Annotated in this window: 12 protein-coding genes; 5 read left to right on the top strand and 7 right to left on the bottom strand. The window is 71.8% G+C overall.

The window, feature by feature from the left end:
* Positions 1–64 precede the first annotated feature (64 nt).
* The 4 genes from ACFRMQ_RS11190 to ACFRMQ_RS11175 all read right to left on the bottom strand — a co-directional run bounded on the left by ACFRMQ_RS11190 (position 65) and on the right by ACFRMQ_RS11175 (position 6,088).
* Entirely contained in the window at positions 65–517 is a 453-nt protein-coding gene (locus ACFRMQ_RS11190) for a hypothetical protein (RefSeq protein ID WP_380729388.1), read from the bottom strand.
* Positions 518–605: 88 nt separating this feature from the next.
* Positions 606–1,322, bottom strand: coding sequence for a hypothetical protein (locus ACFRMQ_RS11185; protein WP_380729386.1), 717 nt, complete (start codon positions 1,320–1,322; stop codon positions 606–608).
* Between the two features lie 368 nt (positions 1,323–1,690).
* Positions 1,691–4,915: a hypothetical protein gene (locus ACFRMQ_RS11180; RefSeq protein WP_380729384.1), complete on the bottom strand. Its 3,225-nt coding sequence runs from the start codon at positions 4,913–4,915 to the stop codon at positions 1,691–1,693.
* A gap of 78 nt (positions 4,916–4,993) precedes the next feature.
* On the bottom strand, positions 4,994–6,088 hold the full coding sequence (locus tag ACFRMQ_RS11175; RefSeq protein WP_380729382.1) for a hypothetical protein: 1,095 nt from the start codon (positions 6,086–6,088) through the stop codon (positions 4,994–4,996).
* A 195-nt stretch (positions 6,089–6,283) separates the two neighbouring features.
* On the opposite strand from ACFRMQ_RS11175, the gene ACFRMQ_RS11170 reads away from it, so the two are divergent.
* Positions 6,284–6,442: a hypothetical protein gene (locus ACFRMQ_RS11170; protein ID WP_380729380.1), complete on the top strand. Its 159-nt coding sequence runs from the start codon at positions 6,284–6,286 to the stop codon at positions 6,440–6,442.
* A gap of 317 nt (positions 6,443–6,759) precedes the next feature.
* Here ACFRMQ_RS11170 and ACFRMQ_RS11165 read toward each other — a convergent pair whose 3' ends face one another.
* Positions 6,760–6,891: a hypothetical protein gene (locus ACFRMQ_RS11165; RefSeq protein WP_380729390.1), complete on the bottom strand. Its 132-nt coding sequence runs from the start codon at positions 6,889–6,891 to the stop codon at positions 6,760–6,762.
* Between the two features lie 263 nt (positions 6,892–7,154).
* The gene (locus ACFRMQ_RS11160; protein WP_380729378.1) at positions 7,155–7,415 is read right to left on the bottom strand and encodes a hypothetical protein; all 261 of its coding nucleotides are present in this window, start codon (positions 7,413–7,415) and stop codon (positions 7,155–7,157) included.
* A gap of 307 nt (positions 7,416–7,722) precedes the next feature.
* Here ACFRMQ_RS11160 and ACFRMQ_RS11155 point away from each other — a divergent pair, with 307 nt between their 5' ends.
* The 4 genes from ACFRMQ_RS11155 to ACFRMQ_RS11140 all read left to right on the top strand — a co-directional run bounded on the left by ACFRMQ_RS11155 (position 7,723) and on the right by ACFRMQ_RS11140 (position 12,642).
* Positions 7,723–8,712 carry a DNA-processing protein DprA gene (locus tag ACFRMQ_RS11155; RefSeq protein ID WP_380729376.1) on the top strand — a complete coding sequence of 330 codons (990 nt, stop codon included), beginning with the start codon at positions 7,723–7,725 and terminating at the stop codon, positions 8,710–8,712.
* Positions 8,713–8,966: 254 nt separating this feature from the next.
* Positions 8,967–9,452, top strand: coding sequence for a ComF family protein (locus ACFRMQ_RS11150; protein ID WP_380729374.1), 486 nt, complete (start codon positions 8,967–8,969; stop codon positions 9,450–9,452).
* 662 nt (positions 9,453–10,114) lie between these two features.
* Complete coding sequence (locus ACFRMQ_RS11145) at positions 10,115–12,220, top strand: hypothetical protein (protein WP_380729372.1); 2,106 nt, start codon at positions 10,115–10,117, stop codon at positions 12,218–12,220.
* Complete coding sequence (locus ACFRMQ_RS11140; protein ID WP_380729370.1) at positions 12,217–12,642, top strand: hypothetical protein; 426 nt, start codon at positions 12,217–12,219, stop codon at positions 12,640–12,642. The genes ACFRMQ_RS11145 and ACFRMQ_RS11140 overlap by 4 nt, the downstream gene beginning before the upstream one ends.
* Before the next feature lie 65 nt (positions 12,643–12,707).
* Here the strand turns inward: ACFRMQ_RS11140 and ACFRMQ_RS11135 are convergent, their stop codons facing one another.
* Entirely contained in the window at positions 12,708–14,963 is a 2,256-nt protein-coding gene (locus tag ACFRMQ_RS11135; RefSeq protein ID WP_380729367.1) for a hypothetical protein, read from the bottom strand.
* Positions 14,964–15,238 lie beyond the last annotated feature (275 nt).

Below are 15,238 nucleotides of genomic sequence, written 5' to 3'. Positions count from 1 at the left end.
GCCACGGGCACCGCTCGGCCCGTGCGGGACCCGTGCAGCCGGCGCCGCTCAACGCCTTCGCAGGTCAGGCCCGAGCGAGCAGCACGTACTCCTGGTCGTCCAGCAGAGCGGTCAACGGGAGTTCCTCTCCCTCGGGGAAGGCCCAGGTGATCTCCGATGCGGCCAGCAGTTCGCCAATGCGTCCGGGCAGGCCGGCCCATTCTTCTGGCGGGGTCTCCACGGGATCGCAGACGATGATCAGCCGGACTTCCCGCGCCCCGGACGCGGCGCCGGTGGCGGCGACGTCCACGTAGGACTTCAGTCCGGCCTGTTCGATCAGCGTCTGGACGTCATCGCGCAGCTCCCAGGTTTTGAGGTAGTCCAGTGTGATGGGCCGGCTCCAAGCGGCCATGGCCATCCTGGCGATGTCGTTGGCGCTGACGCCGCCCTTCTGGTCCGCGCGCATCGCGTCGATCAGTGCGCGTCGGGCGCCGAGGTAGTTGTCGACGGCCGGCGGTGTCTCGTAGCGGGTGCTCATACCCGGAGGCTAGTGGTCACGATTTTGACCAGTCAAGATTTTGACCGGGTGCACTCCAGCGCCCGGCCAACCGAGCGCGGTCGAGCGGTCAACCGGCACGGCGCAGCAGTTCCACCACCGCGCTGCCGTACGCCCTGGATCGCTCCCAGACCGCGTGCTGGTCCCGGATTGCCTTGCCGAACGCCTCCATCCTGTCGGCTCGCACCCGCATGCCGAGCGTCGGGTGGAGGTAGGCCTGGATCTTCCGACTGCTCTTGGGACTCAGCCACGCCACGGGCGGTACGGAGCTCCCCTCGCCGAGGCGATCCGGCCGTCCGTCCGGGACGTACGCCTCGTAGTGGTCGTCGCGGGTCCGGTGGCCCCTCAAACTGTCCTGCAGGAAGCGGGCCTGCTCGGCGGCCTCCCGCACCAGTGGGTCGTCGGCCGGCAGGCCCACCCGTGTCTCGGGACCGATCTGCGGAATCGCCCTCCAGATCCCGGCATCGTCCCGTGTAACGGCCATGCACCACCAGTGGGGGGTGGCAGCTCCAGGGAGCACGCGCCCACGGGGAAGGCGCAGCGGCGCCGAGCGTCCGTCCGCTCTACGCCGCAGCGCCGATCCGGCGGCGTGGAGCAGCGTCGCGTCGCGCGCTCTGCTCAGGGCACGGGCTGCGAGCAGCGCTTGCCAGGACTTGGCCTTCTCCTGCGGGCTGTCGCCGCCGGGGCGTTCGGACTCTGTCTCGACCTCGGCCCACGCGGCCCGGGCCAGCTCCAGCCGTTCCGCGAGCTCGCGGACGGTCCCGTTCCACGCCGTCGTCCTTTCCATTGCCCCTCTTTCGATCGGCTTGTCGGGCGATGATGCCAGGCCCGGCCGACAGCCCGCCTCTCGTTTCTTGCGGTGGTACCCACCGACGGCACTGGTGATCCGCAGCTCCGGTGCCGGACGCACCCGGGAGGCGACCCTCCTCCGGCAGGTCCGGTCGGCCCGCCCAGGGTGTCCGCCGGTCGTGGCAGCCGTCGGGCACTGCGGCACCACCCGGGACGGTCCGGGCCCGGGTCCTCTTGAAGGGGTGGTACGGGGACTCCGTGCGCGGCCCTCGGCCGACGGCCACCGGGGGCCGGGCTCGGAGCCCGCTGCCTCGGGAGGCGGTCGAGGCCGATCGGGACGGGCACGCGCTCAGCGTGGGTTTCTCCTCACCCCTGCTCCCTAGACTGCAGCACGGAGCGGAACTGCGGGTGGCCCCGGCCGGCGGCCCGGTTGACGATCTCGCGGACCGTGTCGCCGTGGTCGGCCAGGCCGTGCTCCAGGACGGTCCGCAGTTGGCGCTCGCGCGCGCCGGGCAGCCACGGGTCGAGGGCGGGCGAGGTGATCATCTGAAGGACGATGTTCAGGACCACGGCTGTCGCCGTGGCGTCGGCGGCGGTGTCGGCGAGGTAGTGGAAGACCTGGGAGTCGGTTCCGGCGCCGCCGGTGGCCGCCAGGGCGTCCTGAATCTGCCGCAGGCTCCACTCCACAGGGAAACGGGCGCTGGCCGCCAGCGGCCCGGCATGCTGGAGTTCGGTGCGTTCGGTGTCGGTGAGCTCCTCCATGCGCTCCCGCAGGGACGTGGAGCGCCACTGCCACCAGGCCCGCACCTTCTCCAGCTGGCCCGCGTCGATGGGGCGGTCGTCGTGCAGGCTGGCGACGATCTCCCAGCTGAGCTGGCAGAGCATGTCGTCGGAGGTGGTCCGGTAGTAGCGGTCGAGGAGCCCGCCGCCATCCAGCGAGACGAGATCGTTGCCGTAGAGGTGAAGCAGGTGCCGGCCAAGCTGCTGGCGCTGGTGCTGTGCCGCACGGGTGCCGGCGTCCGGAACGGGGGCGTCGACTGCGGCGCCGTACTGGTCGAGGAGCAGGCGGGCCGCGGGCAGGTAGCCCGCGTTCTCCCGCAGGTAGGCGTCCCATCCGGTCGCCCCGGGCGTGCCGGGGCGACCGAGGAGATCGGTGTGGTCACGGGCCCAGTCCGGGTCGAGAGCGGTGAGCTGCGCGAAGCGCCCGCCGATGACCGCAGCCACCGGTGCGGCGGCCTCCGCGCCGGTGAGGGGATCAGACGCGGTCAGGGAGTCGAGGGTCTCGAACAGCCGCTGGAAGCCCGCCCCGTGCGCTCGACGCCACCGGGCCCACGTCACCATGGTGCGCAGGGCTTGCGCACGGGGGTCGTCCGCGACCAGGGGGGCCACCTCGCCACTCTCGGTCTCGTCCGGGGCGCCGGTGCGCAGCATGGTGGCGGTGAGGTCCCAGATCCGGTCGGCGAGGGACGGCTCCGGGCTGTGCTGGGCGGTCAGGCCGGCGTTCAGCAAGAGCGCGGCATGGCGTTGGAGTTCGGTGGCGGCCGCGGTCGTGCGGTTCGCGGCGGCTTCGGCGAGGGTGACGAGTGGTTCCCAGTCGAGGGTGGTGCCGGCGCGGGCTGCGGAGGCGAAGCCGTTGAGTGCGGCGAGCAGGTAGGGGCCGTCGAGCTCGGCGAATCGGGGAGCAGCGGCGCAGTGGGCCGGGGCGCGGTGCGCGATGGTGGTCTCGAGGTTGGCGGCGAAGGCGTAGCGGCCGTCGCCGTGCAAGGGGCGGGGGGTGGGCTTGAAGTCGTTGACCGCGTCGATCAGTTGGTCGGTGGTCAGGGTGGCGAGGTGGTCGGTGGTGGTGCCGGGCTCCTCGGGGCGCTCGATGAAGCCGGTGGGCACCTCGTCCAGGGACGGGGCAGGCCCGAGCTCGTCTTCGAGGGTCTGCAGCTGGGCCTGCTGCTGCTCGGGCAGGAGGTCGCGGATCGCGGCGAGCCGGTCGCGGCGCCACACTCCGGTCCAGCGCCGGAGGTCACTCTCGGCGGCCTCGGCGCCGAAGCGGCTCTGGAAGGCGGTGCGCCACGCCTGGGTGTCGGGGCCGTCGGTGAGGTCGGCGATCAGGCGCTGCAACCGGTCGGCGGGCAAGTGCTGGGCGCGGGCCCGGGCGAGGCGGCGCCATTCGAGTTCGACACCGTCGTTCTGCATGAGGCACGTGTCGGCGAGGGCGTGCTCGACCAGATCCGGCGCCCGGTCGCCGTGGTGCTCCAGGAGGTGCAGGTGCAGTCGGCGGAAGACCAGCCACGGGTGCGCGTCGAGCAGATCGAGGACGTCGCCGAGGCTGGTGTCCTCGTCGAGGAGCTGCCGGGTGGCGTTGCGCAGGGCCTCGATGAGGAAGGCCTCCCGCATGCGGAACGGCTCGGCCGTCGCCTGCTCGAGGGAGGGGAAGAAGGTCTGGGACAGGTCGGACCCGCCGGCCACCGGGCCGTGCTCGGCGAGCGCCTGGTCGAGAAGGTCTGCCAGCGTCGCCGCCCAACCGAGGCCGAGGTGGCGGGTGAGGTGCGGGCCCGTCTGGGTGAGCACGAGGCGGTATGCCCACTCGTCGCGCGTCGTGGCGCCGAGGTTGCCCAGCAGCGCCCGGACGAGGTCGACGGCCGCGTCGGGCAGGCCGTTCTCGGTGCAGCGCACGGCCAGTGCCGCGTAGCGGGCTGGGTCGAGGAGGTCGGTGGTCGTGCCCAGCGCTCGGACGGTGCGCGGCACCAGCTTGCCGGCCGAGGCCGCCGGCAGGGCCAGGGCGATCTCGACGATGTCGAGGTTGACGAAGGGGTTGTCCGTGTCCGGGACCTTGTCGCGGGCGATGACCATGACGTCGCTGGGGGCTTGGGTGGCAACCCTGGCCAGGTAGGCGGTGGCGGGCCACCGCATGTCCTGGCCCTCGGCTCCACCGTGGACGGTCGGCGGCCGGCTGAAGAAGTCCTTGGCGTTCAAGGGCGCGATCCAGGCCGGGGTGACCAGCTGGGTGAAGAAGGTGTGCCAGGTCAGGTGGTTCTGCGGGAGCTCCTTCAGCAGGCGCGCGGCGTCGGCCTTGGTGGGCTCGGTCAGGGCGGCGAGGGCGTCGAGTCGCTCCAGGACGGTCAGGTAGCGGGCGTCGAGGGCGTCGAGGACCACGTCGAGCATGTCCTCGATGTCGTCGAAGAGCTGCCGGGTGGCCGGGTCGACCGTGCGGGGTGCTTCCAGGTTGTTGCGGTGCGCCCAGCCGTGGAGCTTGCCGACGATGCGCAGCCAGGTCGATCCGGCCGGTTCGTCCTCCGTGATGTCGTAGGCGGCGAGGATGGCCTTGACCTGGAGCTTTTGGGTGTCCCCTGAGCTTTTGCCCGCCTCACGTGCGTCGTCGGGGACGAGGACCTCGCGGACCGAGCTCTCAAGTTCCCGCAGCATGTGGAACAGGAGCATCGTCCGGCTGACCAGCTGGAGGTCGTGGTCGAGCAGGCGGCAGGCGTCGGCGAAGACCGCTGCCGGTCCCGGGCCCAGTTGGGCGAGCCGGGCGGCCACCCGCGCCCGGCGCTTCTCCTGGTCGGGCGGCTGCGGGGCGGAGGCCTGATGCTCTGTCATCAGTCCAGGGTTTCACACCGTCGGTCGCCGGTGCCCGCCTGGCTGCGGTCGTCGCGGGCCGGCGGGTCGTGGCCGGGCTCAGGGGTGCAGGCGGCCGTCGAGGGCGGCGTCGATCAGGCGCTTCGCGCTGTCTCGGATGGTGGGCGCCGCGGTGTGGAGGTTGCGTTCGACCTCGACGGCAGGCATGTCCAGCACCCGGTCGAGGCCCGTGAGCAGGATGGGGAAGGGCGCCGCCGCAGCGGCGACTTCGGTCAGCTGCTCGGCCCAGCCGTGGCGGATCATGGCGGCCGCCATGCCCACCAGTAGCAGGCTCAGCAGGGGGTTCCGGTCGAGGGCAGCGGCGTTTTGCAGGCCTGCCTTGTTGGGTTTGCCGGTGGTCGCGGTGAGCATCCGCGCGGCCGTGGCCAGGCCTGCGGCCAGCGCGGCGGCCATGCGGCGGGCCTGGTCCAGCTCGGAGTCGCTCGCCTGCGCGAGTGCCCGGGCCATGCTGGGCAGCGAGGTGACGGCGGAACCGGTGTCGAACATGTCTGCGGCCGGTCCGACCAGCCACGGTCCCGCACCAGCCACTCGCTCACGGCGGCCCGGCGAGATTCCCAGGACCCGCTCAACCACCAGCGCGTCATCCTCGCTGACCTGCCGCTGCTCGCCGAACGCGAAGGCCCGCATCAGGGTTTCCAGGGCGCCCGCGCGTTCGGCCGCCTTCACCCGGACCGGGCGCGGCAGGGCGTTCGGTCCGCGGCGGGAGGCCATCTGCGCGGCCAGGGACCCCAGCGCGGTGTCGCGATCGGCCGGCCGGCCGTCCCCGAGCCGCGCGGCCTGCGCCGCCACCTCGTTGTCGAGCCCGGTGCGTATCTCCTCCAGGACTGCGGCGAGGGCTTCGCGGGCGACGGCCGGCTCGATCCGGTGGCCGTCCAGCCACAGCAGGGCTAGCAGTTGGGCTCGGTCCTTGGTGTGGGTGCGGTGGGCCATCAGGTCGATCAGCTGGCGGTCGGCACCGGCCGGGTACAGCCACACCGGACGAAGGCCTGCGTTGGCCACCCGTGAAGGCCGCGGGATCAGCCCTTGGGAGCGGAAGGTCTCCAGCAGTCGCGCGCTGACCTCGTGGCCGGCCGCGGCCGCGGCGTGCAGGAGGTCCTCACCGCAGAGCCGGGGGCCGGCGATGTCGTCCGTCATGAGCCGAGGGTAGCGGCCCGCCGGCCACGGTTCGACGGCTCAGGGGCCCGGTTCGGGCAGGTACTCCCGGCCGCGGAGCTCACAACGTGCAAAGCGGCAACTCGCGCTTGATGCAGGACAGTTCGCGTTGGTTCTCTGACCTTGGGCCCGCTGCGGGCCCTACTTGAGAATCCGATGCGGAAGGCAGGAATGATTATGAAGACGAGGTCCGTGTCCGTGGTGGCGCTCGCGGCGCCGTGCGCACATCTGCTCGCCCGCCGGTGGGCCCTGCGCAACGGCCTGCGGCCGTGGGAGGCCTCCCTGGTGGCGTGGGCGGCCGGGACGCTGGTCTCAGCCGTGGTGGTGCGGTTGTAGTGGTCGGCGGCGTGTCGCTCGACTGAGGGCGCCATTGGTCGGGGCGTACACGGCAATCTGAGCGCATGCCGAGTGACCACGCCTGCCAGCCGGCCGAGGTTCTGAGCCCGGAGGACGCCCGGCCGGGGCCGGCTGGCGCGCCCGTCGGCCCCGGCACAGGGCCGGGAGCGCGGTGCTGTCGCGCGTTGCGGGCACGGCAGGTGCTGGACGGCGGGCTCGTGGTGATCATCACGACTCACGCGCGCGGCTGCCCGGTGTGGGCACGGCGCTGACCCGGGCAACTGCGCCTCGGCCGTGGCCTGCGGCGCAGTTGCTGGTCAGCGCTGGGCGGGGAAGAGCTCGAGGAGGCGCTGTCGCTGGTTCGGGCCCAGACCGCGCACACGCCGAATCTCGGCGATGCCGAGGGCGATGAGCAGGCGCCGGGCTCGGACGGCCCCGGTGTGCCGGATCAGATCTCGTCGACTGCCAGGGCTCCCGGACCGAGCGTCCGGCGGCCGCTGCGCTGCTCGGCGCGTCCGAGGGTCGGCGCGGGCGGCCCCGGGACGGGTGGGTACGCGGCCGGAAGCAGCCGGGTCCGGCGGGCGGCTGGCGCGGCCGGTGTCTCGGTAGCCGGCTCGGTGGAGGGCAGTCGCAGGGGACGCCGGGCAGAATTCATGATCAACAGTCTCGCAGTCCTCTCGGCCCCGGGTGACTGCACCCGCGCCGACCCGCTCTACGGCTCGCTGCCGGAGTCGTCAGGCAGCGGATGGAGCCAGCGGGCCGGAACCGCCATCGGACGGGAACCCAGCCGTTCGACCGCGGAGCCGGTCAAGTCCTCCAGCGTGCCGCGTACCGTGTAGCCGACACCGGCCGGCAGGCCGAGTTGCTCGGCCTGCTCATCGGTCAGCAGGACCCGCACCGAGGAGTCCGGCTCCACGAACAGTCCGGTGACCATGTGCTCGGCGTCCGGCTCCGTCAGGGCGGTGACGGTCATCTCGATGTCCCGCCCGGCCAGCAGTTGCCTGGTCCGGACCAGTCCCGGAACGATGTGGGACCGAGGAGTCGCTGGGTCCCTGGCGGCCCTCGCCCAGTCGCCCGGGCGACCGCAGCTGGAGCACCGCCCTCGCGTGGCGCTTCCGCGCGCAGGCAGGTCGGGGTGAGCAGTCCGTCCGGGATCGCCTTGCTGCGGGCTCGGGGCCTCGGTGGGGCTCAGTCGCTGGAGTGCGCCATGATGGCGGTAGGCCCGAGGCAGTACCGCTTGACCCTTCGAACATTCGGGGCCGTGAGTAGAAGGACCGATCATGCCGCCTACCACCGAGCAGGGCTGGCTCCCCAGTGAGCTTCCCGAGCTGCACCACGATCTCCTTGCGCTGTGTGCGCTGAGGGTCGGAGAGACCTCCGTCGACTGGAGTCTGCTTGCCCGGACCTGCCAGACCGCGGCCGGTATCGAGGCCGTCCTCGGCGGCGACCTGCCGGAGCAGTCGTCGGCGTCCCGCAAGAGCCTTCCTGTTCTGCGTTCGGCGTTGCCCCGTCTCGCCGAGGCCCGTGACCGGGTGTCCGCCGAGTTGGAGGCCGCCGAGCGGGCCGGTGCGCGGATCGTCACTGTGCTCGACGAGGCGTACCCGGCGAATCTGCGGCTGGTGCCGGACCTCCCCCCGTTCCTGTTCTTCCTCGGCCGGCTGTCGGCCCGAGACGGACGCTCGGTCGCGGTCGTCGGGACGCGCAGGGCGACCGAGGACGGGATGCGGCGGGCGGCCCGGATGACCCGGGGCCTGGTCGAGGCGGACGTCGTCATCTACTCGGGCCTGGCGAAGGGGATCGACACCGCGGCGCACCGCACGACGCTCCAGGGCGGCGGGCGCACTGTGGCGGTGATGGGCACGGGGATCGCCGCGAAGGTCTATCCGGCGGAGAACAGGGGCCTGTCCCGAGCGATCGTGGAGGGCGGCGGGGCGCTGTTCTCGCAGTTTTGGCCGACCTCTCCTCCGGCCCGGTGGACGTTCCCTCGGCGTAACGTCGTCACGAGCGGCTCAACGCTGGGCAGCGTCGTCATCGAGGCTTCCAGCACCTCGGGCGCCAAGCTCCAGGCCAAGTTCGCGGCCAATCACCACAAGCAGGTCTTCCTCCTGCGGTCGTTGGCGACATCTGAACCGTGGGCCGCGAAGATGCTCGCCGAGCACCGGGCGGTCGAGGTCGCCGAACTGGAGGACGTCCTGTCCAGACTCGGGAGCGCCACGCAGGCCCAGCAGGCCGGGCAGCAGCGTCTGCAGCTCGCCCTGGCCGACCTGTGACCGGGCCCACGCCACTTCCCGAACCGCTCGGATTCCCGAACTGCCGCACCTGCCCGTACAAGCTGACCGGAGCGCCGGCGACCTGTGCGGCGTGCGCCGGGGCCACGCTGCCCCCAGTCGCTGCGGCGCACTGCCCGGTGTGCAGCCAGACCCTGCCCGGGGTCGGCGCGCCGTGCGGGAATCGCATCTGCGGTTGGCCGCCGGAGGAACGCTGCTTCAGCCGGGTCGACGCGGTAGCGATGTACGACGGCGCGATGAAGCAGACCCTGCCGCGGCTGAAGTACGAGGGCATGCTGGGCTGGGCGATGATCTACGGGCGGCTGATCGTGGGGTGGCTGGACACCCATGCTGCCGAGGTCGAGGACGTCGATGTGATCATCGGCAATCCGACCGCGCCGGATCGTCGCCCGCAGCACGTCGAAGCGATCATGAGGGCGGCCAGCGACGCCAACCGCACCGGGCGGTGGCCGTTCGCCGACCCGGACAAGCCCGTGCTGGTCAAGACCAGCACGACCACGGCGTCGGCGGCTACCGGCGCGTTCTGGCAGACCAAGTGGGCCGCGGCCGAGGCCCACGCCAAGGCTCTCGAGGTCTGCTCCCCCGTCACCGGCCTCACCGTGCTGCTGGTGGACGACGTGTTCACGACCGGCGCCCAGATGACGACGGTCGCCCGGCTGTTGCGCCAGTTCGGTGCCCGTGAGGTCCGCGGCCTGGTGCTGGCTCGCGCGCCGTGGCGGTGAGCGGGCCGCATCCCGGAGTGGTCGCGTAGCCGCTCGGTGTGGTCCGGGCGCCGGCGGCGGGGGACGCATGGTGCCCCGGCCGGAGGGCGGGCTGCCTGGAGGAGCAGCCCGTATCTCTGCTCGCGGCCCGCTGCTTTCGTGGTGTGGCCGCCGTGTCCGGGATCGTGGACCCGGACGGATGAGGGCCCGGAAGTCCTGCGACCCGACCAGCGTTTTCCCGTCGCGGCCGTGCCATGGCGGCGCTTGCCGGAAGTCGTAACCGTCGACCGGCCTCCAGGGGCCGTTGCTCGGCCGCCGAGTCTGATCTCTGTACCGCAACTGGTACGCCCGATCATCCTCCACTCGCCCTATCGCGAGCGGTGACGATTCGTCAACTACTGTGCTGGAGGATGTGTTTGGTGCGCTAGGGTGTCGGTCAGCATTCGGCTCAATGCCGGTTCTCCGTCTTCCCCTCGTGGCCCATCCAGGTCGAGGGAGCGCGCAATGGCTGCCCGGCGGTCGCGCCCATACGGCGGGGGAACGGACGAGTCCAGCGTCTAGATCGCCTTCGGCGTGCGACCGCTGGAACAGAACGGCCCCTTGAGCTTCCACGGGGTCCGGGCCCTGTGCTCTGCCCGGACCAGCAGGACCGGGCTGCCCGCCTGCTCAACAGGAAGCGCACCATGACGCTCACCGATCCGGTGATCCCCGCGGCCGACGACGAGATGGACGAGCCGCTCCCGAACCCGTTCCCGGGCGCCGACAGGTCCACTTGGACCCGCGCCTTCTCCGAGGCACTGGCCCTGGAGACCGGGCTTCCCCTGGAGATCGCCGACGCGATCGCGCCGTACATCGTTCGTCCCAAGACCTACCTCGTCAAGCCGCGAGGGGAGGACGTCTATCGTCTGCGGCCCGGCTTCATCAAGCCCGACAGCCAGACCGGCCTGCGTGTCCTTGGCGTCACCGCTCACGGCTTTGCCGGCGCCCATGTCGAGTACAACGAACGCCACCGCAGTGCTTTCGACTCGCCGCTCCATCCCGACCCCGACCCCGCCAGGATGCTGCCGCTCCTGGTCACCGGAACCGGCCCAGACGGCACGCCGCTGCCCTACGTCACGACCAGCGAGCCGGTTCCCGCCGGCACGCTCAGCAACCTGATCGGCATCACCGAGAAGGCGCTGAAGGACGACGGGAACAGCGACCGGGGGTACAGCCTCCGGGACGACCTCAAGATCTACGGGCAGAACCAGTCGACCCTCCACGTCCCGCTGCTGCGCACCATCGTGCAAAGCCATGACGGGGCCACGGTGATCCGGCGGGTGACGGTCCTGGCCGCGATCAAGGGCGCGAACCGCTCCCGGGCGCGCCTGGCCCTGCACGGGCTCACCGCCAAGGACGTCGCCTTCGGTATCGACCGCTCGCTGCTGAACCTGCGCGATCCCGAACTGCAGCCGCCGCTCATCGCCGACCCGGCCACCTGGGTTCCGGCCTACGCCACGGGGCTGCGCGAGGCGTACGACGACCCAGGCCACAGGCTGCACCAGATCGCCCAGAACGCGGCCCGCGTGGCCACGGTGCACCTGGAGATCATCGTCGGAACCGACCGGCCGGAGGAGTTCCACAACCGGGTCTTCGACCCGAACCGGGCCGACCACCGTCGTCCGCCGCTCGACTACAGCATCAGCGAGAAGTCGGGCGCCGACATGCGAGCCGTCCTGCGCGACGCCAGCAGCAACGGCCTGATCAGCGAGGAGGAGCGGGCCTGGCTCGCCGCCGAGGCCCCCATCCCTGCGAGCGTGGGGGACGGTATCGGGGTGGTGGACACCCGGGACCTGCGCGACCGCCGGCTGCTGGGCCTGACCTTCCCGGCGGACCCGGCCCATGACAGGGCGGTCGCCCGGGTGCTCGGTGAGCCGGAACAGCGAGCGGACAGCCGGGCCGAGCACGTCCGGCACCGGCTCCGCATGGTCTCCGCGGCCATCAGCGACGGCTACCGACACCGGTGGAACCCCCGTGTCCTGGACGGCCAACTGCTCAACGGCTTCATCCGGAACCGCGGGTCGATGGCGGACCTGCCCAGCTGGCAAAGCGCTCTCGTCGACGCCTTCACGGGCCCCGAGGCTCTGAAGAGCTTCCTCATCACCCGCGGGATCCACTGGCTGGCCGAGCACCAGATCATCGACGCCGACCGCGGCTCGGTCGGCGCCCAGGCCGACCGGATCCGGCGCAGCGCCGTCGACGCGCGCAAGGCTCTGATGCTGCAGCCGGCGCGGGCGGTCCGGCTGATGTTCGAACTCGCCCGGTCGAGCGAGAGCGGCACCCCGCCGCGGCAGGTCGATGCGGACGGCCAGGCCGTCGACGGCACCGTGGCGGACCGCCTCTGGTTCGACGCCGAGTTCCCGAAGGTTCCGCGTCCGAGGAAGTCCGAGGGACGGGTCAGCGAAACCGACGACACCGAGCCGACCCAGCCGGACCCCACCCCGCATGAGGTGCTGCTCGCCGCCAGGGCGGAGTTCCTCCGCACGGTCACCGACTCCCTGCCTCACACCGTCCTCAAGGTCCTGGACGCCGCACGCAAGGTGATTACGGCCGGGCACGCCGCCGGGCAGGACGCCCTGAAGGACGCATCCGAGGACGAGACCCGGGCCCTGCAACAGGCACTCAACTACGCCATGCAGGATCTGCGGAACCTGCAGAGCACCATCACCGGCATGCAGTTCGGCGGCGCGACCCTCATGGACTCCGCCACCGAGCAGTTCCTCGCCAAGGAAGGCGCCGGCGCCTCGTGACCACCATCCTGCCTGCCGGGCCCGTCCTCACCGCGCCCCGGCTCGGAGCGCTCGCACTGGCCGGTGGCCGGCACCTGACGCACGCCTACCTGAGGCCCCGCTCCTGGGCGGACCGCTGGCAGTTCGGCGAGCTCGACATCACCACCGGCATCTACCTGATCACCGACCGGGCGGGACGGCTGCGCTGGCTCGGGCAGGCCAGCCGTCTCGACGGACTGCTGGGCCGGCTCGACAGCCACCACGTCGACCCCGCCAAGCGAGCCGTGTTCGCGTCCGTCCGGGTCCTGCACCTGACCGACCGGGTCCCGGCCGAGGCCCTGGACGCGATCGAGGGGCGCTGCGCGGATGTCCTGGACATCCGGCAGTACATGAGGCCGCGCCGCTGGCCCTCGGCCGAGAACTGGCTGGCCCTGGTGGCGTAGCGGTCCACGGTGGTGCGGTCCCCCGTCCCCGGATGGCGAGGACCGCACCACCGCGCGGTCGTGGGCTACGCCTGGAGAGCGCGGCGCGCCTTGATCCGCTTGAGGGTCTCGGCGAGTTGCCTCTCGCCACCGGGGTGGGCCACCGGCTCCCAGACGATGCCGGCCTGCGCGCACATCCTGGAGACGACGTCCTCGGCGGCCTTGGTCTCGTGCAGCTGCTCGGCCTGGCCCGGCAGCGTGATCCACCACAGCGCGGTGGTGGTGTCCTTGCCGGGCGGGATGACGAAGCTTCCGCGCCAGGTCAGAAGGCCCCTGTCCTGGAGGGCCCCGAGCTGCTCGCCGAGGTGGCGCTGGCGGGCGATCCGGTAGGGCGGCATCGGCAGGAGCCTGCCGCGCGGGGTGGAGCTGCCGGCGGCGGGCGGTCGGACCGCGGGTCCGGGGAACACCGCCGCCGGCTTCCAGCTGAGGCCAGCCGCCACGGACACCGCCGAGGCGATACGCTCAGCCTCCTCGATCTCGTAGCAGGCGGACTCCTGGCCGCGCACTGCGATCCACCACGACCCGGAGTCCCCACCGGGGCGTGTCGTGAAGACATTCGCGCCGGACCAGAGCCACTTCAGACGCCGCTGGAGCTGGAGCTGGTCCAGTTGCTCGCCGAGGTGGCGCTCACGGTCGCTCGCGTACGGCGGGCGGGGCCACATGCGGCCGCCGAGCGGCGCGGGTCGGCCGATGGCCTCGGGAAGGGTGCCCGGAGGGAGCCCGTAGTAGGCGGAACTGTCGCAGGCTGCGGGCTTCCACGGGATCCCGGCGGTCGCGCTCACCGCGGAGACGACCTGTTCGGCGGCGTCGATGTCGTACCAGGCATCGGCGTGGCCCGCTGCCCTGATCCACCACATCGGCCCGGGGTCGTCGTCCCAGTAGTTGTCGAGCTCTCCGTCCCAGACCCAGGTCAGAAGCCCTTGGTCCTGCAGCTTGGCGAGCTGCTCGCCGAGGTCGCGTTCGCGGGCGGTGTTGAAGGGGAGCTCAGGGACGGTGCGTTCCGGCCCGGCGGCGGGCGCCTTGGGCAGGCTGCCGGTGGCCGGGATGACGTGGCGGGTGCCGGCGAGGATGTGCTGGACGGAGGCGTGGATCCGGGCCTCCGGGCCGATGGTGCAGTCGGCGTCGGCCTGCACCTGGTCGAAGTGGGCGGCCGTCACGTCGTTCGCCTCGAACGGGTCGATCGATGTGCCGGGCCGGGGGATGTAGTGGGTGTGGGGCTTGCGGTACTTGCCGATGGTCAGGGCGATGACCTGACCGGCACCGGCCTCGGTGAGCAGCGTGCGGGCCCAGTCCAGAGACATGCCGGCCGTGGTGAAGTCGTCGAAGACAATGACGGTGGCGCCGTCGAGCTTGCCGCGGTACTTGGGGTTCACGCGCACCGTGCGGGCCTGGGTGGCGATCGACACGTCCTGGGCGGGCCGGCCTTCGCGGGCTTTCCACCGCTCCAGGCTGGTGTCGGGGGCTTGGGCGACGCGTTCGAGCAGGTCGGGCTTGTAGTGGGAGCCGACGACGACCTTGGCGCGCTCCAGGAACTCGCCGATCTGCGCGCTCACCTTGCCCGGGGTGCTGCTCGGGTAGACCGCGAACCGGGTTCCGCCCGGGAGGGTGCCGTCCAGGTAGGCGGAGCAGAGCAGTTGGAGCATGAGGTACTCGCGCGCGCTCCAGTCGGCGATCTCGACGGCTCCGTCCCGGGTGAAGACGTCCTGCAGCTTGAACGAGGCGGAGGGCTTGGAGGAGCCGAGGCGGATGTCGGGCAGCAGCAGGGAGCGCATCTGGAAGCTCTTGTCCTCGTCGTCGAGCCTGAACGCCCACTCGGGCTCGACGAGGAGGAAGTGCTCCAGCAGGGTGCGGACGTCGTCGGGGCCGGCGGATTGCAGCGCCGTGAACGGCTCGGAGGGTGCCTTGGCCCAGAGGGCGTTGGTGAACAGGGTGTGGGCGTTGATTCCGGTGAGCCAGTCCCACTTGGTGGTGCCGACCATCAGGAGCTGGTTGTGGCGAAGCCCGAGGCGGGTGGCGACCTCGGTCAACCAGAGGCCGCTTCCGCGGCCCTTGCGTTCAGGGATGTCGTCACGGGTGAGGTGGAGCCGGGGGGCGGGCAGCTTGGCGGCCGCGCACGCGGCGGCCGCGTCGAACGGGTTGTTCGTCAGCAGGACCCAGGACAGGCCCCGTTCGACCGTCCAGTGCAGGAGCTCGGCGACCCCGGGGTGCGTGGTGGTGGTGCCGGTCCGGAAGACGGCCTTGTAGTCGAGGACCACGGCCCGCACCGTCTTGCTGCTCTCCATTGGCGCCCCTCGCACGTCGTTGCTGATCGATCGCATGATGATCCCAGTACTCCGTGTCGGGTGTACCGAGTTTGGCCAGCAGCCGCTGCCGCGGGCAGCAACGGCGGTGGCCGGCGCGAGGTGAGGGGATCGTGGTCGGGAGCGACGCCGGGTGTGCCCGGTGCGCAGAGCGGGCCGAGCAGGACCGGGATCCAGGTGGCAAGCGCGCCACTGCCGCCGAGCGCCGGGTACGCCTGGCGGCTGATCACGGCCGGCATCCGCTGCCATTTCAGGTC

The organism is Kitasatospora sp. NPDC056783, from assembly GCF_042789895.1.
Taxonomy (GTDB): Bacteria; Actinomycetota; Actinomycetes; order Streptomycetales; family Streptomycetaceae; genus Kitasatospora.
This window is presented reverse-complemented; position numbering and strand designations above follow the sequence as displayed.

Coding starts and splice junctions, on each gene's coding strand:
- ACFRMQ_RS11190 (WP_380729388.1), bottom strand. CDS start 517: ATGAGCACCCGCTACGAGACACCGCCGGCCGTCGACAACTACCTCGGC.
- ACFRMQ_RS11185 (WP_380729386.1), bottom strand. CDS start 1,322: ATGGAAAGGACGACGGCGTGGAACGGGACCGTCCGCGAGCTCGCGGAA.
- ACFRMQ_RS11180 (WP_380729384.1), bottom strand. CDS start 4,915: ATGACAGAGCATCAGGCCTCCGCCCCGCAGCCGCCCGACCAGGAGAAG.
- ACFRMQ_RS11175 (WP_380729382.1), bottom strand. CDS start 6,088: ATGACGGACGACATCGCCGGCCCCCGGCTCTGCGGTGAGGACCTCCTG.
- ACFRMQ_RS11170 (WP_380729380.1), top strand. CDS start 6,284: ATGAAGACGAGGTCCGTGTCCGTGGTGGCGCTCGCGGCGCCGTGCGCA.
- ACFRMQ_RS11160 (WP_380729378.1), bottom strand. CDS start 7,415: ATGACCGTCACCGCCCTGACGGAGCCGGACGCCGAGCACATGGTCACC.
- ACFRMQ_RS11155 (WP_380729376.1), top strand. CDS start 7,723: ATGCCGCCTACCACCGAGCAGGGCTGGCTCCCCAGTGAGCTTCCCGAG.
- ACFRMQ_RS11150 (WP_380729374.1), top strand. CDS start 8,967: ATGAAGCAGACCCTGCCGCGGCTGAAGTACGAGGGCATGCTGGGCTGG.
- ACFRMQ_RS11145 (WP_380729372.1), top strand. CDS start 10,115: ATGACGCTCACCGATCCGGTGATCCCCGCGGCCGACGACGAGATGGAC.
- ACFRMQ_RS11135 (WP_380729367.1), bottom strand. CDS start 14,963: ATGGAGAGCAGCAAGACGGTGCGGGCCGTGGTCCTCGACTACAAGGCC.